We start from the raw sequence: 20,341 nt of genomic DNA on the forward strand, positions 1-20,341 counted from the left end.
CATCCGGAATATGCTCTAGTCGTGTACAAAATCCCCCACCCTGACCGGGCCGCCGTCCGCGCCCGCGTGGGCGTCTTCGGTCTCTTCTGGCTCCTCGGGATCACCATCGGCATGTGGTCGGCCGGGCTGCCCTCGCTCAACGACCGGCTCGGCCTCGGCGCGGCCCGGCTGGGCACCGTCCTGCTGCTCGTCGCGGCGGGCGGGCTCGTCGCCATGCTGCTCGCCGGGCCGCTGGTGGACCGTTTCACCAGCAGGAAGGTGTGCTGGTTCGCCGCGCCCGCGTCGGCCGTCCTGCTGCTCGGGCCCGCCGTGGCCCCGGGCTTCTGGTGGCTGGCCGTGCTGGCCGTGGTCTTCGGCCTGGGCATCGGGGTCGTGGAGGTCGCGATGAACGCGCACTCCGTCGAGGTCGAGCTGCGCTACGGGCGGCCGATCATCTCGGCCTTCCACGGCGTGTGGAGCCTGGGCGGCGCCGTCGGCGGCGCGCTCACCGCCGCCGGGCTGAAGGCGGGCACGGGCGGGCAGTCGCTGCTCGTGGCCGCCGCGATCGTGGTGCCGTTCGCGTACGCGCCGTTCATGCGCCTGCTGGGGCCCGCCGCGGCCGCGCCCGTCGCGTCCTCCGGGCGGACGGCCCTGTCCGGGACGATCCGGTGGGGGCTCATCGCGCTGCTGGGCGTGGCCGCCTTCGCCGCGCATCTGGCGGAGGGGGCGGCGATGGACTGGGCCGCGCTGCACGCCCGGTGGGTGCTCGGCGCCGACCCCGCCCTCGCGCCGCTGGCGTACACGATCTTCTCGGTGGCGATGACCGCCGTGCGGCTGCTCGGCGACCCGCTGCGCGCCCGGCTCGGCGCGGTGCGCACGATCCGCCTCGCGGGGATCATCGCGACCTGCGGCTACGTGCTCGTGCTCGGAGCCGGGGCGGTGCCGGAGTCACTGTCGGTGGTGTGCGCGTGGACGGGCTGGGGGCTGGCGGGCGTGGGCCTGGCCACGGTCATCCCCGTCATCTTCAGCGCGGTCGGCGCGTCCGGCGGCGCGGTCGGGCGGGCCCTCGCCATGGTCACCGCCTTCGGGTACACGGGCCTGCTGGCGGGCCCGGCCGTGCTCGGGTTCGTCGCCCAGTCCTCGTCCCTTCCCATCGCCCTGGTGATCCCCACGGCGTTCGCGGCCGTCGTCGCCCTCACCGGCGCGCCCGCCATCCGCGCGCTGATCCCCGCGCCCGCTCCCGTGGACGAGGCCGCCGCACCTGCCGCCCGCGCGCACTGACCCCCACGACCATCGCCGGCTCCACTGTGCCGCCCGTGCCGTATGGCACGGGCGGCACGGTGGTTTGGGCTCCAGGCGGGCGAGCGAGGGGGCCCGAAGCGAGGGGCGGGTTACATTCTTGTCGGCGCGGAGGAACCTCTCCCCCCGAAAATCGACATAACCCCCACGAGCCAGCAAATGCCCTTTTATGGTACTTTGTCGAGGCAGTATCGAACGATGTAAGGGGTATGCGTGAACCGCGTTTCGTGGAATGGCTCGACTGTACGGGATGCGGCAAGCAGAAACATCGCCGTGCGCCTGGCCATGGTCGTGGTCGGGCTCGCGCTCAACGGCGTCGGAATCGCCATGCTCATTCAGGCCGGCCTCGGCCTGGGGGCCTGGGACGTCCTGCACGAGGGCCTGTCGGAGCTGACCGGCCTCAGCTTCGGCCTGGTGGTCATCCTGGTGACCATCGTCGCGCTGATCCCCTGGTGGCCGCTGAAGGAGCGGCCGGGGATAGGCACCGTGCTCAACGTCTTCATCGCGGGAATCGTCATCGACTGGATTCTCGCGTACACCACGCCCGCCGAGGAATGGTGGGTTCGTGCGACCCTGATGATCGGCGGAGTGGTGATATTCGCGCTCGGTCAGGGAATGTACCTGGCCCCCAAACTCGGCGCCGGGGCACGCGAAGGACTGATGACCGGAATCAATCGCAGATTCGGCATCTCCATTCGCCTGACGCGATTTCTGATCGAGGTGACCATTCTCGTGCTCGGCGTTTTCCTCGGCGGTTCCGTCGGCCTCGGCACGATCGTGTTCACCCTCGCCATCGGCCCGCTCGTGCAGGTGGGGATGAACCTGTTCGGCTACCGCGAGGAGACCGAGACGCAGGACGGCGCCGCGCGCGCGGAAGCGTAGAGGGTCAGATCGCCGCCACGGTGCTCACCTCCGTCCGCGCCACCTCGCGCCCCCGCCGCCACACGATCCGGTCGGCGGGGGCGCCCGCCACCGCGTCGGCCACCGAGAGGGCGCGCAGGGCGACCAGGTCGGCGACCGCGCCGGGCACCGGCCCCGCGACCGGCAGGCCGAGCAGCGACCGGGCGTTCGCGCCCACCATCTCGGCGGCGGCGGCCACGTCCTGGTGCCCGGCGGTGACCAGCAGCGCGGCGGTCTCCAGCGGATCGCAGCGGCCCGTCGGGTTGAACGGGTCCCGCACGTTGTCGGCCCCGGCCGCGACGGTCACCCCGCGCTCGCGCAGCGCGCCGATCGCGGTCAGCCCGCGCCGGTCATCCCCCCGCCCCTGCAGATAGAGGTTGGTGGCGGGCAGCGTGACGACCCCGACCCCGGCGGCCGACACCAGGGCGGCGACGTCGAGCGCCTCCCGCCTGGGCAGCCGCCCGAGGGCCACGCAGTGCCCGGCGGTGACCGGCAGGGGGTGCTCCGCCGCCAGCCGGGCGACGTCCGGGAGGGTCAGCGCGGAGGTGTCCAGGGTCTCGTCCACGTGCAGGTCCAGGCCCAGGCCGTGCTCGGCGGCGACCTCGAAGCAGGTCCGCAGGGCCGTGTGCGGGTCGGCCTCCATGAACGGGTTGCCGCCGATCAGGTCGGCGCCCGCCGCGACCGCCTCGCGCAGCAGCGCCCGGTGGGCGGCGGCGTCGCCGTCCGGCACCGCGGCGTGCGCCACGACCTGCAGGTCCACGGAATGCGCCACCTCGTCGCGCAGCGCGGCGAGCGCCCGGACGGCGGTCACGCCGGACAGCGGGCCGCATCCGGTCTGGCAGCGGACGGCGGTCACCCCCGAGGCCAGGAACGACCGCAGCGCGGTCAGCGCCCGGCCCCGGATGTCGGCGGGGTCCGGCGCGGCGGCCACCCCGGAGTAGCCGCGCATCGCGCCCGCGAGGTCGCCCGACGCGTTGGCCGCCCGGCTCGCGGTGAACGCCTTGTCCAGGTGGACGTGCGGCTCGGCGAAGGCGCCGAGCAGCAGCCGCCCGTCCAGGTCGGTGACCGGCTCGCCGTCGTGCGACGGCAGAGCGCCGGCGACCTCGGTGACGAGGCCGCCGGCCAGCCGTACGTCCGCGGTCGTGCCGTCCGGCAACAGCGCGCCGCGCAGCAGCGTCACCCCTTCACCCCGCCGCCGGCGATCTGGGTGAGGTAGCGCTGCAGGAACGCGAAGATCAGCACCACCGGCAGGGTCATCAGCACGCCTCCGGCCAGGAGCTGGCCCCAGTCGGTGGTGTACTGCCCGACGAGCGAGTCCAGGCCGACCGACAGCGTCCGCAGCTCGTCGCTGTTGATGAACGTGTTGGCGTACAGGAACTCGTCCCAGGCCAGGATGATGCTGAACGCGCCCGCGGCGGTCACCCCTGGCAGCGCGGGCGGCAGCAGCACCCGCCACAGCGCCCGGAAGTGCCCGCAGCCGTCGATCAGCGCGGCCTCCTCGATCTCCTTGGGGACCGTGATGAAGTAGTTGCGCATCATCCAGATGCAGAACGGCAGCGCGAATGTGACGTAGACCAGGATGAGCCCGCTGCGCGCGTCGAGCATGCCGAGGTTGCGGAGGATCTTGTAGAGCGGGATCGCCATCAGCACGGCGGGGAACATCTGCATCGCCACCACGGCGAGCAGCAGCAGCCGCCGTCCGGTGAACGGGAACCTGGCCAGCGCGTAGCCCGCCAGGATCGCCACCAGCAGCGCGAGCAGCGTGGTCAGCAGCGCCACCACCGCGCTGTTGAGGAAGTAGAGCGCGAAGTTGCCGCTGGCGAACAGGTTTTCGTAGTTGCCGGTGTAGAGCGACTGCGGCAGGAAGCCGTTCACCACCCCGTTCAGCTCCTGCGGCTGTTTGAAGCTCGACAGGACCATGAACAGGAACGGCCCGGCGAACAACACCACGGCGGCGAGGGCTCCCACGTACACCAGCGGCCTGCCCAGGAACCTCATCGCTTCCGCCCCTCCACGAGATAGAAGTAGACCGTGCTCAGCAGGAACAGGAAGGCGAAGAGGATCATCGCAACCGACGCCGCCCGGCCGAAGTCGAACTGGGTGAAGGCGTACTGGTAGGCCAGCGTGGTCAGCGTCTCCGTGGCGCCTGCGGGGCCGCCCCTGGTGAACATCCAGATCCCGTTGAAGTTGTTGACCGAGTAGCCCACGGTCAGCAGGCTCGCCAGGGCGATCGAGGTGCGGATGCCGGGGATGATGACGTAGCGCAGCCGTTGCGGGGCGCCCGCGCCGTCCAGCATCGCCGCCTCGTGCAGTTCCTTGGGGATGGTCTGCAGCCCGGCCAGCAAGATCACCGCCACCAGCGGCGTCCATTTCCAGGTGCTCAGCAGGATGAGCACCGGCATCGCGGTGGACTCGTCGGCCAGCCACTGCGGCGACTGGTCCACCAGCCCGAGGTTCAGCAGGAGCTGGTTGAACGGTCCCGAGGTCGGGTCGAGCAGGAACCGCCAGACCAGCGCCACCACGACCGAGGGGACGATCCACGGGATGATCACCACGCTGCGGAAGAACGCCCGCCCGGCCATCCGCTGGTGCATCAGCATGGCCAGGCCGAAGCCCAGCGCGAGCTGCAGCACCAGGTTGGCCACGCCCCAGACCACGGTGTGCCAGGCCGCGGTCAGCAGCATCGGGTCGGTCAGGACCGCCGCGTAGTTGGAAAGGCCGGTGAAACGGTCGGCGCCCGGCTGGGTGAGGATGCTGTGGTTGAAACTGGTCCACAGCCCGTCCAGCACGGGGTAGCCGAGCACGCCGCCGAGCAGGATCAGAGCCGGGGCCAGGTAGGCCCACGGCCTCCAGCCCCGCCGCGCCCGCAGGGGCGTGGGCGGGACTCGGGAGGCCGGGGCCGCCTTCGACTCCTTGGCGTGAGTCGTTGCCATGGGTGGGGCCTCTATCCCCGCGACAGCGCCTGGGTGGCGGCGGTCGCGGCTTCGTTGAGCGCCTGTTCCGGTGACTTCTTCTTCTGGATGACGGTGTCCCAGGCGTTGGCCATCACCTGCCACTCGATGTCGCCCCAGGCCGTCACGGCGGGACGCGCCCGGGCCGTGGCCGCCTGCTGGATGAAGACCTGGTGGGCCTCGTCCAGGCCGCTCATCGAGCCGTTGGAGACGTCGGTGCGGGCGGGGATGCGCTGGTAGCCGTCCCTGAGCACCTTCTCCTGCTCGGCCGAGGTCAGCCAGGAGACGAATCCCCAGGCGGCGTCCACGTTCTTGCAGGCGCTGGTGATGGCGACGGCGTTGCCGCCGAGGACGGTGGCGCCCTCCTTGCCCTTGGGCAGCGGCGCTACGCCGTACTCCAGGCCGGGGTTGCCCTTGGCGATGGGGGCGAGCCCCCAGTCGCCGATGGCGAGCATCGCCACCTTCTCGGTGAGGAACGGCTGGATGTACTGGTCCCACGCCTGGGTGACGCCGAGGAAGGTGGGCGGGACCACCCCGTGGGTGAGGTGCAGGTTCGCGTAGAAGCTCCACGCTTCAAGGCCCTCGGGGCCGTTGAACAGCGCCTTGGTCCCGGCGTCGTCCAGGATCCGCCCGCCGTTCTGCCACAGCCAGGGCCAGAACAGGAACGATCCATAGCCCTGCGCGCCCAGCATGTAGCCGTGCTGTCCGCCGCCGGTCAGCTCCTTGGCCGACGACACCAGGTCGTCCCAGGTGCCGGGGGCCTGCTGGATGCCGGCCTTCTCGAACAGCTTCTTGTTCCACAGCAGCGCGACGTTGGAGGTGTCGAACGGCACCGCGTACGTCGCGCCCTGGAACGTGGCCGCGGCCACGTTGCCGGGGAAGAAGTCCGCGGCCACCGGCTTGATCCTGCTGGTCACGTCGACCAGCATCTTGGAGGCGGCGAACTGCGGGATGGCCGAGACGTCGGCCACGACCAGGTCGGGGCCTCCGCCTCCGGCCAGCGCCGTGGTGATCTTCTTGGCCAGGTCGTTGGCGGGGAAGCCCTCGACCTTGATGGTGAGTCCCTGCTTGCCGCCGTACTCCTCGGCGGCCTTGCGCAGCGCCGCCTGGGCGTCGCCGGCGAACGCGGTCGAGGCCCAGAGCGTCAGGGTGCCCTTGGCACCACCGCCGCCCCCGGTCCCGGAGCCGCCGGACTCACCGCTGCCACACGCGGCCAGCACGGCCGTGGCGGCCAGGCCGCCGGTGGCGCGGAGCAGCCCTCGGCGGCTCATCCGCATGTCACGCATCTGACTCATGACCGTCGCCTTTCCTGTTAAGGCATTTCCTGTGGGGCGCCCGGGCCCCACTGCCAGTCGGCCGCGTGCTCGCGGCCGGTTCGCCTGGCCAGATCGCGCGTGATCCGCCACGCGCGGTCCGCCAGCTCGCGCTCGTCGGCTCTGACGAGCCGTCCGTCCCTCACCACGAACTCACCGTCGACCAGCACGTCGGCGACGTGCTGTCCGTGCGCCCGGTGAACGCACGACTGCACCGGGTCGGCCAGCGGCCGCATGGACGCCCCGGGGCGCAGGGTGATCAGGTCGGCGGGGTCCCCGGCCCGCAGCCGCCCGCTCTGCCGCTCGCCGACGGCGGCGGCCCCCTCGCCCGTGGCCATCCGCAGCGCCGCGTCCGATCCGAGCACGCCGGGCCGTCCGGCTGCCTGGCCCTGGGCGTAGACGGCCTGGCGCATCTCGGTGAACAGGTCGTCCATGCCGTCGATGCCGAGCCCGACCCGCACGCCCGCCTCGCGCAGCGCCACCACCGGGGCGAAGCCCTTGGCCAGGCGCAAGTGGTTGGACGGGCAGTAGGCGACGGCGACCTCGTTGTCGGCCAGCAGCCCGATCTCGCGCTCGTTCAGGTGGACGCAGTGCACCAGGACCGTTCCCGGCCGCAGGAAGCCCGCCTCGTACAGCAGCTCGACCGGGCGCAGGCCGTGCTCGGCCTGGCACTTGTCCACTTCGTCGCGCGTCTCGGCGATGTGGGTGTACAGGCGCAGCCCGGTCCGCTCGGCGGCGCGGGCCGCGGCCCGGTAGCCGTCGGCGGAGGTCTGCCGCAGCGAGACCGGCGCCAGGTAGAGCCGGTCGGCAGGGACCTCGTCGCCCGCCGCCGCGACCGCCAGCTCGATCTGCTCGTCGTACTCCTCGGTCAGCCCGTACGCCAGGTGGGCGCGCAGCCCGACCTCGGCGTGCCCGGCCGCGACGGCGGCCAGCATGCCGGGGCTGTGCAGCGGGTAGACGTGGTCCACCGCCGTGGTCACCCCTGAGAGGACCATGCGGGCGGCGGCCAGCGCGGTCAGCGCCCGGAAGTCCTCTGGCGTGGCCGCCGCGCCGGCGAGCTGCCCGGCGCGGATCATCTCGGCCAGCCCGCTGGTGTCGCCCCGGCGGGTCATCGGCAGCAGCGACCGCAGGTGGTCGTGCGTGTTGACCAGGCCGGGCAGCACCAGCAGCCCGCTCGCGTCCAGCGTCCGCGCGCCGGGGCCCGGCGCGCCCTCGGCCAGGTGCCCGTCCCTGACCAGCAGGTCGCCGGGGGCCGGGTCGTCGTAGCCGGTGACCGGCGTGCCGCCGGAGATCAGCAGGTCGGTCACCACCGGCCCTCCCGCGCGGCGGTGATCAGGCCGTCCCGGCCGACGCCCGCGAGGTCCAGGTCGGCCAGCGTGCGGCCGCCCGCCAGGAAGTCGGTGTCGGCGGCGACGGACGCCAGGTGGATGACGCTGTCGATGGTCGGCGTCGGCACGTCCAGCTCGTCGCCGATGGAGGCCATCAGCGCCAGCGCGTACGGCACGTCCTCGGTCAGGTAGCGGCTCTTCAGCGCGTCGGGCCCGCAGGGGAACGTGCTGGCGGCGAAGCTGGAGGACTGCAGGGTGGCGTGCAGGGTCGGCTCCCGGCGCGGCGCGAACCCCTGGGCGACCAGGTAGTCGGCGTAGCCGTCGGTGTTGGACAGGCCGAGCGCGCCGCGCAGCGCCAGCAGCTCCGCGTCGATCCGCTCGATCATCCGCGAGACGGCCGGGCTGGACCCCTCGCCCCACAGCAGGAACGAGCCGGTCCTGCCCTCGATCGCGCCGAGGTTGCAGATGATCGGGGGAACGTGGTCGATCGCGTTGAAGTTGAGCAGCGTGGTCTCCCACACGCTCTCGCCGGGGCTCATCCACGGCCACACCTCGCAGGCGATGGCGACCAGCGGGTTGTTCTCCGCGGGCAGCCCGGCGACCAGCGTGCCGCCCGACTTGCGGGAGGCGGTGATCAGGCCGGGGGCGCGCACGCGGGCGCCGTACGGCAGGCTGTTGGTCTCCGCGATGTGCACGGCGGTCTCCCGCCCGGCGCGGCGGAGCGTGGCGGCGAGCGTCAGGGCGCCGCCGCCCTCGCCCACCCACAGCACCTGCTGGCCGTCCTTCAGCTCGCCGGCCAGCAGGTCGGCGAAGGTCTGGTGGCCGAACGCGGGCACCGAGACGACGATCAGCTCCTGATCGGCGATGGCGGCGGCCGGGTCGGTGCTGGTCGCGGCGACCGGCGCGGTGGTCTCACCGTGCCAGGGGCACTTCAGCCGGATCGCCCCGGCCTCGCCGACGGCGCGCACGCCGTCGGCGAAACGCGGCAGGTCGGCCAGGGTGACCTTGAGCCCGGCCAGGGACAGCTCCACCGAGCAGGACAGCGCGCCCGCGCCGGAGCCCAGGACGACGACGGATTCGGGAAGACTCATGACAACACTGCTTTCGCTAGCTCGGTCAGGTGGCCGGTGGAGGCGTCCAGATCGCCTCCGCCGACGGAAAGGATCACTTCGTCGACACCGGCGGCGGCGAACTCCGCCAGCCGGTCCCGCACGAGACCGGGAGGCCCGGCGATGCCGAAGGCGTCCACCATCTGGTCGGTGACCAGCCGCTCGGCGGCGGCCCGGTCGCCGGACCGCAGCGCGGCCCGCAGCGCGCCGACCTCCTCGGGGTCGAGGCCGTAGACCTCGATCAGCTCGTCGGCGTAGGAGCCGCCCGCCATCGCCATGCACCGGGGGCGCAGCGCGGCCAGGGCACGCGAGCGGTCCTCGTCGATCTCCACGTCCAGCATCAGCACGACGGCGGTGCCGGGGCCGCCCAGGCGCTCCTTGACGTAGGCGATGTGGCCGCCCGACAGGCCGTGCGTGATGACGCCGTCGCCGATCTCGCCCGCCAGGGCGAGCATCTTCGGGCCACGCCCGGCCAGGTACACCGGCCCGGGGACGGGCGCGTAACGCAGCGCGCCGTGCGTGCTGAACGTCTCCCCCGACACGTCGGCGCGGCCCGCGTACAGCTCGCGCACGATGCGGACGGCCTCGGCGGTCAGGCCGAGCGGACGGCGCGGCGGCAGGGCCAGCTCGGCGGCGAACTCGTAGCCGCCCGCGCCGATGCCGAGGACGAACCGGCCGCCCGCGATCTCGTTGATCGTGGCGGCGGCGCTGGCCAGCAGCGCCGGGTGGCGCAGCAGCGGGCTGACGACCGCCGTGCCCAGGGTGACCCGCTCGGTGGCCGTGGCCATCAGGGCCAGGGCGGCGGTGGCGTCGCGGTGGAAGTAATGGTCGGCCACCCAGACCCCGTCGAAGCCGAGGTCCTCGGCCCTGCGGGCCAGCTCGGCCGCCTCGGTTATCGGGCGATCCAGCCGTACGGTGGCTGTGGTTCTCACGTGTTCCTCCTCGTGAGCGCTTCGATGAGCGCTCCGTTCAGCGCCGCCCGCCGGTAGTCGGCGGACGCGCGCAGATCGCTGATCGGACTGATGTCGGCGGCGACGGCGCCGGCCGCGGCGGCCACCACGTCCTCGCCGGGGACCCGGCCTTCGAGCGCGGCCTCCGCGGCGCGCAGGCGCACCACGACGGGGGCGACCGCGCCCGCGGCCAGACGCACCCGGGTCAGCTCGCCGCCGGGGCCGGCCGTCCAGGTCCAGGCCAGGCTGACGATGGAGATGGCCAGGGCCCGGCGGCCCGCGATCTTGCGGAATCCGGCCTGGTCCGGCTGCGGCGGCAGCTCCAGGGCCTCGATCCACTCGCCGGGACCGAGCGCGGTGCGGCCCGGGCCGGTGGCCACCTCGGCGACCGGCACCCGGCGGGCCCCGCCGGGGCCGCGCAGCAGCGCGACGGCCTCGGCGGCGACGAGCGGCGGCACGCCGTCGGCGCCCGGTGAGGCGTTGACGATGTTGCCGCCCAGCGTGGCCCGGTTGCGGATCTGGCCGGAGGCGAAGCAGCCGATGGCCTCCCGCAGTCCGGGCAGCCGTCCGCCCAGTTCCCCGGCCAGCACCGACAGCGGGGCCAGCGCCGACAGCCGCAGGCCGCCGTCGCCGGTCTCGGTGACCGGCGCGGGCGCGTCGCGCAGGCACGTCACGTCGGCGAGCGGGCCGTCGTGGCGTCCGGCGCGGCGCCGGACCAGCAGGTCCGTGCCCCCGGCCAGCAGCGACGTGGCGGGATCGAGGCGGTCCACCTCGGCCATCGTGCGCGGGTGGCCGCTCATCGGGCCGCCTCGCGGACCGCGCGCACGATCGCGCCGTAGCCGGTGCAGCGGCACAGGTTGCCCTCCAGCGCGGCGCGGATCTCCTCGTCGCCCGGGTCGGGGTTCGCGGCCAGCAGGGCGGACGCCGAGACCACCATCCCGGCGATGCAGTATCCGCACTGCACGGCCTGGCCGGTGACGAAGGCGTCCTGCACGCCGGTGGGGGGCAGCCCCTCCACGGTGGTCACCTCGGCGTCCTCGGCCTGGCAGACCAGGACCAGGCACGAGCAGACCGGGGCGCCGTCCATCAGCACGGTGCAGCTTCCGCATTCCCCCATCCCGCAGCCCTCCTTGGCGCCGGTGAGGCCAAGGTCGTCGCGCAGGTAGTCGAGCAGGCGGGCGTCGGGGTCCGGGGGGTTGACGGGGACGCCGTTGACCTTCATCGCAGTCCTTCCAGCAGCCGTTCCGGGGTGATGGGCAGGCGGTCCGGGCGGACGCCGACGGCGTCGGCGACCGCGGCGGCGACAGCGGGGCCGGTGGGCACCACGACGACCTCGGCCATCCCCTTGGCGCCCATCGGGCCGGTCGGCTCGTCGCCCTGGACCAGGTGGGTGCGGATCTCGGGGACGTCCCTGACGGTGGGGATGAGGTACGTGGAAAGGCTCCGGGTGACGGGCCTGCCGTCCACGAGACGGTGCTCCTCCATCAGCGCCAGCCCGAGCCCCTGGGCGACGCCGCCCTCGACCTGGCCGACGACCGCGCCCGGGTTGATCGCCACGCCGCAGTCCACCGCGCATACCACGCCCGCCACGCGGATCTCGCCGGTGAGCTCGTTGACCTCCAGCCGGACGACCTGCGCCGAGCAGCCGTAGACCCGGTGGGGGGCGTAGGCGCCGAGCCGCTCGGGGTCGATCATGCCGGGGTCGGCGACGTCGGGCAGGTGGAAGGTGGCCTCGAACTCCGCCCTGCCCTGCTCGACCAGCCGCTCGGGGCTGCCGGCCTCGGCCAGCGCCGCCTGGTAGCGCTCGCACACCGCCACGACGGCCGAGCCGCCCGCGTACATGCTGCGGGAGGCGGCGGTCGCGCCCGACTCGGGCACGAGCTGGCTGTCGCCGACGACCACGGTGATCTGGCCCGGCGGCAGGCCGAGCACGTCGGCGGCGATCTGCCGGTACGCGACGTCGATCGCCTGCCCGGTGTGGTTGGGTCCTGCCCAGATCCTGACATGGCCGTTGATGTCGGCGATCAGCCGGGCGCGGGCGGCGTCGCCGCGCCCGCTGCCCATCCCGACGCCCTTGATCGCCAGTGCGATGCCGGTGCCGCGCCGCCACGGGCGGACGCCTCCGCGCCGCCACTCCTCGCGCGAGGTCCACCAGTCGTCGGCCGCGGCGGCGGCCAGCGTCTCGGCGGCGCGCAGGCCCTCGGTGACGGTGTGGCCGTACAGGCCGTGCCGGTCGCCGCCGCGCAGCAGGTTGCGCCGCCGCAGTTCGACGGGGTCCTGCCCGAGCCGGGCGGCGGCCTCGTCGATGGCGGTCTCCAGCGCGAACGCCACCTGGGGCACGCCGTAGCCGCGGAACGCCCCGGCGTTGGCGTTGTTGGTGTAGACGACCTGGCCGTCGAACCGGGCCACCGGGGTCCGATAGGGGCCGACCGACATCTCCGCCGAGGTCTTCAGCACGTTGGGCCCGGAGGTGACGTACGGCCCGGTGTCGGCGAGCGCGGTCATGTCGGAGGCGGCGAGGGTGCCGTCGGCGTGGAACCCGACCCGGACCGAGGTGTGGAACGGGTGCCGCTTGGCCCCGGCGTCCATCACCTCCTCGCGGGTCATCCGCAGGTGGACCGGCGCGCCGGCGGCCTTGGCCAGCAGGGCCAGGAAGACCGGCATCGGGTCGTCGTTGCGCGCGCCGAAGGCGCCGCCGACCGGCCCGGAGACGAGCCTGACGTCGTCGAGGTCCACGGCCAGGGCCCTGGCCACCTTGCGCCTGTGCAGGCCGGGGTTCTGCGAGCCGCACCAGATGGTGACCTGACCGGCCTCCCACAGCGCGACGCCGCCGGGCGGCTCGATCGCCACGTGCTCCTGCGCGCCGGTGACGACCCGCCGCTCCACGACCAGGTCGGCGGCGGCCAGGGCGGTCTCGACGTCGCCGGAGGCGAAGCCGATCCGGGCGGCGAGGTTGCCGTCCTCGTGCAGCGCGGGGGCGCCGGGCGACAGCGCGGCGCGCGGGTCGGAGACGACCTCCAGCGGTTCGACGGTGACCACGACGGCCTCGGCCGCGCGGCGGGCGGTGCCCTCGTCCACGGCGGCGATGAGCGCGACGGCGTCGCCGACCTGCCGTATCCGGTCAGTGGCGAGCACCGGGCCGTCCGGCCCGGCCGGGCCGAGCTGGTTGAACGGCACGTCCGCTCCGGTGAGGACGGCGCGCACGCCGTGCATGGCCACGGCCGCGTCGGTGTCGATGGACACGATCCGTCCGTGCGGAATTCGCGAGCGGGTCACCGCTCCATGCAGCATCCCGGGAAACCGCAGGTCGGTGACGTATTCCAGGGCTCCGGTGACGATCTCGCGGGCCTGGTCGGACGGCACCGATCGGCCTACGTGGGCGCGGTCCAGGTTATGGACGCCGCCTCGCACACGATACGGTGCACCCTCATCGGAGTTACGTCCATCTATCTGACAAATCTGCGGGAATGCACGATGAGAATCACCGATGTCCGCTGCGTCGAGTACACCGGCTCGATGTCCCTCCCCGGGCCGCTGTGGGAGGACCGGCTGCGGCGACCCACCGACGTCTACCCCGAGCGCGCCGCCGAAGGACCCGCCCAGCCGCCCCTCCGTGAGGACGGCGGGCACGAGGTCCGCGCCATCTTCCTGCACGTGGACACCGACGAGGGCATCACCGGGAGCACCGCCGTCCTGTCCGAGCAGCAGGCCCACACGGCGCTCACCCTGTTGCGGCCCGGCCTGCTCGGCGCCGACCCGCTGGCCGCCGAACGGATCTGGGACCTCGGCTACCGCTCCATGATCCACGGCAGGGCGGGCACCGGCATGCTCGCGCTGTCCGCCGTGGACTGCGCCCTGTGGGACGTGCGCGGACAGTACTTCGGAGTGCCCGCGTACGTGCTGCTCGGCGGCCCCACCCGCGACGATGTGCCCGCCTACGCCTCCACGCTGGGCGACTCGCTCGCCGTCGGCGACGCCTCGCGCCGCACCCGCGAACTGGTCGCCGAGGGCTTCGGCGGCGTCAAGTGGTTCCCGCGCTGGGGCCCCGGCGACGGGCACCGGGGCGTGGACCGGGTGGTCGAGCTCGTCGCCACCGTGCGGCAGGCCGGCGGCGAGGACCTCGACATCATGCTGGACGCCTGGAGCTCCTGGGACATCCAGTTCACCGTGGACGTCGCCCGCGAGTGCGCGCCGCTGCGGCTGCGCTGGATCGAGGAGCCGCTGCCCGCCGACGACACCGCCGGATACGCCGCGCTGCGCCGCAGGCTGGGCGGCCTGGTGCAGATCAGCGGCGGCGAGCACGAGTACACCCGCTGGGGCGTCGGCCGGCTGCTGCGCGAGGACCTGCTCGACGTCTACCAGGCCGACCCGCACTGGGGCGGCGGCATCAGCGAGATGGTCAAGATCTCCGCGCTGGTCTCGGCGGCCGGCCGGCAGTTCATCCCGCACGGCCAGTCCCTGCAGTGCAACGCCGCGCTCACCTTCGCCGCGAGCCCCGGACTGATCCCCGAGATGGAGTACCTGCTCCGGCTCGGGCCGCTCTACCAGCACTTCCTGGCCGATCCGATCGTGCCCGCGGCGGGGCGCGTCACCGCTCCCGCCACGACCGGGCTGGGCATGCGCCTGGCCGACGACCGCGTCCTCGACGCCCGCCCGCTCTGACCGGGGAGAGACATGATCATCACCTGCCTGTCCGCCTACGACGAGGAACTGGTGCGCCGCCTGGCCGGCACCGACGAGATCGAGGTCCGGATCGCCTCCGGGTCCGGCGACCGCGCCGAGCTGACCGCGCTCGTCGCGGACGCGGACATCGTGATCGCCGACGCGGCCCGCCGCTACGTGCTCGACGCCGCCGCGATCGACGCCATGACCCGCTGCCGGTTCATCCAGCAGCCCGCGGTCGGCTACGACACCGTGGACGTCGACCGCGCCGCCCTGCGCGGCATCCCGGTGGCCAACACCCCCGGCTACAACGCCGACGCCGTGGCCGACTGGGTGATCATGGCCATGCTGGTCGTGCTGCGCGGCGGCGTCACCGCCGACACCGCGCTGCGCGAGCGCGGCTGGGCCGCCCCGCCGCTCGGCGACGAGCTGGGCTCGCGGACCGTCGGCCTGGTCGGCATGGGCGCGGTCGCCAGGGCCGTGACCGCCCGGCTGCGCGGCTTCGGCTCCCCGGTGCTGTTCACCGCGCGCACCCCGCGCACCGTGGAGGGGGCCCGCCAGGTGGAACTCGGCGAGCTGCTCACCGGCGCGGACGTGGTCAGCCTGCACCTGCCGGTCAACGACGAGACCAGGGGCCTGATCGGGGCGCGCGAGCTGGCCGCCATGCGCGAGGGCGCGGTGCTGGTCAACTCGGCCAGGGGCGGGCTCGTGGACCATGACGCGCTGGCCGAGGGGCTGCGCGCCGGCCGTCCAGCCGCCGCCGCGCTGGACGTCTTCGAGCCCGAGCCGCTGCCCGCCGACTCCGCGCTGCGCGCCCTGGACAACGTCTACCTGTCGCCGCACATCGCGGCCGGGACCTGGCAGGCCAGGGGCCGGGTGCGCGCGATGGTCGGCGAGAACCTGCGCAGGGTGCTCGGCGGCGAACCGCCGCTGCACGTCGTCAACGCTCATGACCAGGCCGTCCAGTCCAGTGCGGCGGCGGCGGTCCAGGACTGAGCCGAGCTGCCCAGCGCCTGTCCCGTCATCGGGTCGTAGTACTCGGCGAAGGTGAGGTCGCCGAGCTGGCGGAGCGACTCCTCCCGGAGTCCTCCGGCCAGCTCGGTGTCACCGTGCCGGCGCGCGGCCCAGCTGAACAGCCACGTCATCACCGGCCACTGCGGACCGCGCCAGTACCGCCTGGCGTCGAACTGCTCGGCGGCGGGCGAGGTGCTCGGCGGCACCGCGTGGCGCAGCCCCTCGTGACCGCACCAGTCGGGGCCGAGCAGCAGCTCGCGCTGGCGCGCCATGACGTCCGGGTCCGCACCGCTGATCAGCGGCGCGAAGCCGCACAGCGTGGCGGTGGCCAGCCACCCGTCGCCGCGCAGGTCGCGGTCCCTGGCCAGGCCGGTCTCCGGCGAGACGGTCGAGGCCACCCCGGCGCGGAACCGCGCGGCGACGCACCGCATCTCCGCGGCGTCGGACGGGCGGCCGAACTCCTCGGCCAGCTCGCCGATGATCTCGGCGCCCAGCGCGAGCAGCGCGGAGAAGAAGACGTCGGCGACCTTGAAGTCGATCGTCTTCCGGATCGACTCCTCGTCGTAGCGGGCGGCCACCATCTGGTCCACGAGCCAGATGTAGCGGCGGTACTCGGCGTCGGTGGGGCGCTGCCCCGCGTCGCCCACGTGGCGGGTGTCGGTGCGGGTGAACGGCTCCATCGGGCCGGGGCTGATCCGCGAATAGGGAAGGTCCCAGCGCGGCGAGTTGTCCATGCCGGACTCCCAGCTGTGGTGGATCTCCACCAGGCCGGTGCCGTCGGGGTCGCGGCTCGCCGCCAGCCACCGGTGCCAGGCCAGCCAGGCGGGCAGGGTGTCCGCCACGAACTCCTCCGCCGCGCGGCGGTCGGATCCGCCGCGCCGCCTGCCCTCCCGCAGGATGCACGCCAGCGCCACGCTATGTACGGGCGGCTGACATATACCCGAGGTCCGCAATGCCGGCGGGTCCAGGGCCACCTCGCTCCGCCAGCGCTCCGGGCCGGGGAAGTAGCCGGACGGCCGGTCGAACACGATGTGCGGGATCATCCCGCTCGGCCACTGCGCCGCGAGCAGGGACCTCATCTCGGCCACGGCGCGCGGCACCGAGAGCCGGGAGATCCCGACCGCGATGAACGCGGTGTCCCAGCTCCATTGGTGCGGGTAGAGGCGCGGTGAGGCGACGGTGAGATGCCCCAGGTCGTTCTGGCGCAGCACGGCCGCTGCGGCGTCCGCGAAGCGTGCCGTCATGGTCTGCCGACGGTGGGATGGGGGCCTGGATACGGAAAAGTAACGGCGGGGGCGGGCAAGAATTCTCCCTTTTCTTCCCAAAATTCTGTATGGTCGTCGAACATAATGACGTTGATCCGACCGGTCAAGAGCATGACCGCACCACATGAAGGAGAATGTGGGTCCGTGACGGTCTTTCGGCACCCTGACCTCCCGGCCGCACCACCAGGCCCCAGCTCAAGCGGACCCGCGTCCCCCGGTCACCTGCTTGAACTCATCCGCACCCGCCCCGGATGGACCCGCCAGCAACTGCTGAGCGCCACCGGCATGTCCAGGACCACCCTGTTCGAGCGGCTCGACCAGCTCTTCCGGGCGGGTCTGGTCTACGAGTCGGGGGCGACGGGGTCCTCGGTCGGCCGTCCCGCGCAGCGGCTGCGCTTCGACGACCGCGACCGCGTGGCCCTCGTCCTCGACCTCGGCCAGGCCCACGGCCGGATCGCGATCGCCGACCTGTTCGGCCGCACCCTGCGCATGGAGACGCTCCACCTGGACATCTCCCGGCCGCCCGCCGACCTGCTCCCCCGCCTGCTCGACCGGGCCGACCGGCTGCTGCGGGTGGACGAGTCCGCCCAGGTGGTCGGCATCGGCATGGGCATCCCAGGCCCGGTGGACGTCGAGACCGGACGCCTGGGCGCGAGCACCACCATGCCCGGCTGGGAGGGCTACGCGATCGAGGAGACCGTCCGCGCCCGCTGGAACGTCCCGCTGCTGATCGAGAACGACGCCCGCGCCTTCGCCCTCGGCGAGGCGTCGGCCGGGGGCGGGCGCGGGGTGCTGCTGGCCGTCAAGTACGCCACCGGCATCGGCGCCGGGATCGTGGTGGACGACCGGGTGATCGGCGGCGCCGACGGCGCGGCGGGCGACATCGGCCACATCAGGATCAGCGACGACGGCCCGCGCTGCCGGTGCGGACGGCGCGGCTGCCTGGCGGCCTGGGCCTCCGGCCGGGCGCTGCTCGACCAGCTCGCCGACCACGGGGTCCACACCCTGGAGGACATCGTGCAGAGCGCCAACGCCGGGCACCCCGACGTCCTCGCCGCCCTGAAGGAGGGGGCGCGCCGGCTGGGCCGGGTCCTGGCCACGCTGGCCGCCACCATCAACCCCAACACGCTGGTGCTGGGCGGCATCATCGGCCAGTTGCCGATCGTCGCCGAGGAGGTCGGCCGCCGCGTCAGAGCCGACGCGGTCGAGCGGGCCACCCAGCGGTTACGCGTGGTCCCAGCCAGGAACGGCGACGACAGCGGCACCCTCGGGCTCACCCTGATGGTCGCCAAGCACGTGTACTCACCCTCCGCCATAGACGCCATGCTCGGCGTCTGACCCGCTCTCGGGGGGCTCAGCCGCCGAGGGCCATCGCCAGGCGAGCGGCCAGGCCGGTGTTGCGCCGCCGTCCGAGCTGCCGGACCGCGGTCTCCAGCGCCTCCCGGCCGCCCACCAGGACGACCCACGCCCTGGCCCGGGTGACCAGCGTGTAGAGCAGCCTGCGGCGCAGCATCACCCCGCCCGCCTCGGCCGTGACCGGGGCGACCACGAACGGATACTCGCCGCCCTGCGAGCGGTGCACGGTGATGGCGTAGGCGTGGGTCAGGTCGTCCAGCTCGGTGAAGGCGTAGGCGGCCTCGACGCCGTCGTCGGTGCGGATCCGTACCAGGCGGTCCTGCGCGTCCACCGCCGTCACCGTGGCGGTCTCGCCGTTGAAGACGCCCTTGTCGTAGTCGTTGCGGATGGGCATGACGCGGTCGCCCACCCGGAACACCACCGGCCCCGCCCAGTGCTCGGGCGTGTCGTCGCCCGGCGGGTTCAGCCTAGTCTGCAGCTCCCGGCCCAGTTCGACGCTGCCCGTCAGGCCCCCGCGGGTCGGGCACAGCACCTGCACCTGGTCGGGCCCGACGCCCTGCTTGCGCGGGATCGCCTCGGTCGCCAGGTGGACCACCCGGCGGGCGACCAGCGCGGGGTCGTCCACCTCCTCGAACCAGAACCCGCCACGGCCCGGCAGCGCGGGCAGCTCCCCCGCGCGGATGCGGTGGGCCGCCTGGACGATGCCGCTGTCGCTCGCCTGGCGGAACACCTCGGTCAGCCGCACGCGCGGGATCTCCGGCACGCGCAGCAGGTCGGCCAGCACGTTGCCGGGGCCGATGCTGGGCAACTGGTCGCCGTCGCCGACCAGCAGCAGGTGACTGCCCGCCGGGATGGCCGCCGCCAGCCGGGTGGCCAGGTGCAGGTCGAGCATCGACGCCTCGTCCACGACGATCAGGTCGGCCTTCACCGGCGACTGCTGGAACAGCGTGCCCTCCTCCGGCTCCGGTTCCCTGGCCAGCATCCGGTGCACGGTCATCGCGGTCAGGCCGGTGCCCTCGGACAGGCGCTTGGCGGCCATGCCCGTGGGCGCGGTCAGCGTCACCGTGCCGCCCATCGCGCGCACGGTCGCCGCGATGACCCGCACGGTGTGGCTCTTGCCGCAGCCGGGACCGCCGGTGAGCACGGACACGGTGCAGGTGAGCGCCACGTTCACGGCGGCCTTCTGGTCGTCGCTCAGGGAGTCGTCCTCGGCGTAGGAGCGCATCGGCAGCGTGGACGGGGACCGGTGCAGCCGCCTGAGGTGGCTGGTCAGCGCCACCTCGCGGGCATGCTGCTCCTTGGCGTACACCACGGTCTGGCCGGGGACGGCGGGCGACGGTTCGACCACCACCCGCCGCTCGGCGACCAGCGCGTCGAGGGCCCGGCGGACCGGCTCGTCGTCCTGCTCGACCAGGCGGGCCGCCGCGGCGACCAGCGCCTGCCTGGGCATGAAGCAGTGCCCGTCGCGGGCCCCGGCCGCCTCCAGCCGGTCGAGGACGGCGGCCCGCAGCCGCGCTGGGCTGTGCTCGGGCACCCCGGAGCGCAGCGCGATCCGGTCGGCGGTGTGGAAGCCGATCCCCCTGACCCGGCCGATGAGCCGGTACGGGTCGTCGGTGAGGATCTTGACCGACTCCTCGCCGTGCACCTGGTAGATCTTGGCGGCCAGCAGCGGGCTGATCCCGAGCCCCTGCAGCACCACCATCAGCGCGGCGACCGCCTTCTGCTCGGCCCACGCCGCAACGATCTGCGCCTGCCGGGTGGCGCCGATGTTGACGACCTCGCGCAGCCGCTCGGGACGGCCGTCGATGATCTCCAGGGTCTCCGCGCCGAAGTGGCTGACGATGGCGTGCGCCAGGCGCGGGCCGATGCCCCGGATCAGGCCCGACCCCAGGTAGAGCGTGATCGCCTGCACCGTGGACGGCATGACCCGCTCGCACTCCCTGACCCCCAGGCGGCGGCCGTGCCGGGGATGCTCCTCCCACTCCCCCGCGATCCGCAACGTCTCACCCGGCTGCACCCCGGCCAGCGCCCGCCCGGCGGCCACGAACCCGGCCCGCCGCTCGTCGCTCATCCGCGCGACCGTGAACTCGTCATCGGCCACATAGACCAGCCGCTCGACGGTCGCCTCCACCACCGCAGCCACGCCCGCCTCCACCTCCCACCCGGCGCCGCCCTCCCCGCCGGACACTACCCGTGTCCCGCGACAATTCCCGCT

At 73.5% G+C, this 20,341-nt stretch carries 17 protein-coding genes; 5 read left to right on the forward strand and 12 right to left on the reverse strand.

Features of this window, described 5'->3' with window-relative positions; translation table 11 throughout:
* The first annotated feature begins 21 nt into the window (after positions 1-21).
* Positions 22-1,260, forward strand: coding sequence for an MFS transporter (locus P3X83_RS37470; RefSeq protein WP_277310127.1), 1,239 nt, complete (start codon positions 22-24; stop codon positions 1,258-1,260).
* Positions 1,261-1,491: 231 nt separating this feature from the next.
* Positions 1,492-2,160, forward strand: coding sequence for a YitT family protein (locus P3X83_RS37475; protein WP_277310128.1), 669 nt, complete (start codon positions 1,492-1,494; stop codon positions 2,158-2,160).
* Between the two features lie 4 nt (positions 2,161-2,164).
* Here P3X83_RS37475 and P3X83_RS37480 read toward each other — a convergent pair whose 3' ends face one another.
* The 10 genes from P3X83_RS37480 to P3X83_RS37525 are packed head-to-tail and all read right to left on the reverse strand — an operon-like array spanning position 2,165 to position 13,192.
* Positions 2,165-3,358, reverse strand: a complete 1,194-nt coding sequence (locus P3X83_RS37480; RefSeq protein WP_277310129.1) for an amidohydrolase family protein — start codon at positions 3,356-3,358, stop codon at positions 2,165-2,167.
* On the reverse strand, positions 3,355-4,176 hold the full coding sequence (locus P3X83_RS37485; RefSeq protein ID WP_277310130.1) for a carbohydrate ABC transporter permease: 822 nt from the start codon (positions 4,174-4,176) through the stop codon (positions 3,355-3,357). Before P3X83_RS37485 ends, P3X83_RS37480 begins: the two co-directional genes overlap by 4 nt.
* Positions 4,173-5,111: a sugar ABC transporter permease gene (locus P3X83_RS37490; protein WP_277310131.1), complete on the reverse strand. Its 939-nt coding sequence runs from the start codon at positions 5,109-5,111 to the stop codon at positions 4,173-4,175. Before P3X83_RS37490 ends, P3X83_RS37485 begins: the two co-directional genes overlap by 4 nt.
* Before the next feature lie 11 nt (positions 5,112-5,122).
* On the reverse strand, positions 5,123-6,424 hold the full coding sequence (locus P3X83_RS37495) for a sugar ABC transporter substrate-binding protein (protein WP_277310132.1): 1,302 nt from the start codon (positions 6,422-6,424) through the stop codon (positions 5,123-5,125).
* A 17-nt stretch (positions 6,425-6,441) separates the two neighbouring features.
* Positions 6,442-7,749, reverse strand: coding sequence for an amidohydrolase family protein (locus tag P3X83_RS37500; RefSeq protein ID WP_277310133.1), 1,308 nt, complete (start codon positions 7,747-7,749; stop codon positions 6,442-6,444).
* Positions 7,746-8,861, reverse strand: coding sequence for an NAD/NADP octopine/nopaline dehydrogenase family protein (locus P3X83_RS37505; RefSeq protein WP_277310134.1), 1,116 nt, complete (start codon positions 8,859-8,861; stop codon positions 7,746-7,748). Before P3X83_RS37505 ends, P3X83_RS37500 begins: the two co-directional genes overlap by 4 nt.
* Positions 8,858-9,811 (reverse strand): LLM class flavin-dependent oxidoreductase, encoded by a 954-nt coding sequence (locus tag P3X83_RS37510; RefSeq protein WP_277310135.1) that lies wholly within the window; start codon positions 9,809-9,811, stop codon positions 8,858-8,860. The genes P3X83_RS37505 and P3X83_RS37510 overlap by 4 nt, the downstream gene beginning before the upstream one ends.
* Positions 9,808-10,629: an FAD binding domain-containing protein gene (locus P3X83_RS37515; RefSeq protein ID WP_277310136.1), complete on the reverse strand. Its 822-nt coding sequence runs from the start codon at positions 10,627-10,629 to the stop codon at positions 9,808-9,810. The genes P3X83_RS37510 and P3X83_RS37515 overlap by 4 nt, the downstream gene beginning before the upstream one ends.
* The gene (locus P3X83_RS37520; RefSeq protein ID WP_277310137.1) at positions 10,626-11,051 is read right to left on the reverse strand and encodes a (2Fe-2S)-binding protein; all 426 of its coding nucleotides are present in this window, start codon (positions 11,049-11,051) and stop codon (positions 10,626-10,628) included. Before P3X83_RS37520 ends, P3X83_RS37515 begins: the two co-directional genes overlap by 4 nt.
* Complete coding sequence (locus P3X83_RS37525; protein ID WP_277310138.1) at positions 11,048-13,192, reverse strand: xanthine dehydrogenase family protein molybdopterin-binding subunit; 2,145 nt, start codon at positions 13,190-13,192, stop codon at positions 11,048-11,050. Before P3X83_RS37525 ends, P3X83_RS37520 begins: the two co-directional genes overlap by 4 nt.
* Positions 13,193-13,303: 111 nt before the next feature.
* Here P3X83_RS37525 and P3X83_RS37530 point away from each other — a divergent pair, with 111 nt between their 5' ends.
* Complete coding sequence (locus P3X83_RS37530; protein ID WP_277310139.1) at positions 13,304-14,491, forward strand: enolase C-terminal domain-like protein; 1,188 nt, start codon at positions 13,304-13,306, stop codon at positions 14,489-14,491.
* 12 nt (positions 14,492-14,503) lie between these two features.
* Positions 14,504-15,487 carry a 2-hydroxyacid dehydrogenase gene (locus tag P3X83_RS37535; protein WP_277310140.1) on the forward strand — a complete coding sequence of 328 codons (984 nt, stop codon included), beginning with the start codon at positions 14,504-14,506 and terminating at the stop codon, positions 15,485-15,487.
* Here P3X83_RS37535 and P3X83_RS37540 read toward each other — a convergent pair.
* Positions 15,439-16,749, reverse strand: a complete 1,311-nt coding sequence (locus P3X83_RS37540) for a glycoside hydrolase 100 family protein (RefSeq protein WP_277310141.1) — start codon at positions 16,747-16,749, stop codon at positions 15,439-15,441. The two genes, P3X83_RS37535 and P3X83_RS37540, sit on opposite strands and share 49 nt — an antisense overlap.
* Positions 16,750-16,914: 165 nt before the next feature.
* Between P3X83_RS37540 and P3X83_RS37545 the strand changes: the two genes are divergently transcribed.
* The gene (locus tag P3X83_RS37545; protein WP_277310142.1) at positions 16,915-18,108 is read left to right on the forward strand and encodes an ROK family protein; all 1,194 of its coding nucleotides are present in this window, start codon (positions 16,915-16,917) and stop codon (positions 18,106-18,108) included.
* A 16-nt stretch (positions 18,109-18,124) separates the two neighbouring features.
* On the opposite strand, the gene P3X83_RS37550 is transcribed toward P3X83_RS37545, so the two are convergent.
* Positions 18,125-20,269, reverse strand: coding sequence for an ATP-dependent RecD-like DNA helicase (locus tag P3X83_RS37550; protein ID WP_277310143.1), 2,145 nt, complete (start codon positions 20,267-20,269; stop codon positions 18,125-18,127).
* Positions 20,270-20,341: the final 72 nt, after the last annotated feature.

Source organism: Spongiactinospora sp. TRM90649, assembly GCF_029382225.1.
In the GTDB taxonomy this organism is placed as follows: domain Bacteria; phylum Actinomycetota; class Actinomycetes; order Streptosporangiales; family Streptosporangiaceae; genus Spongiactinospora.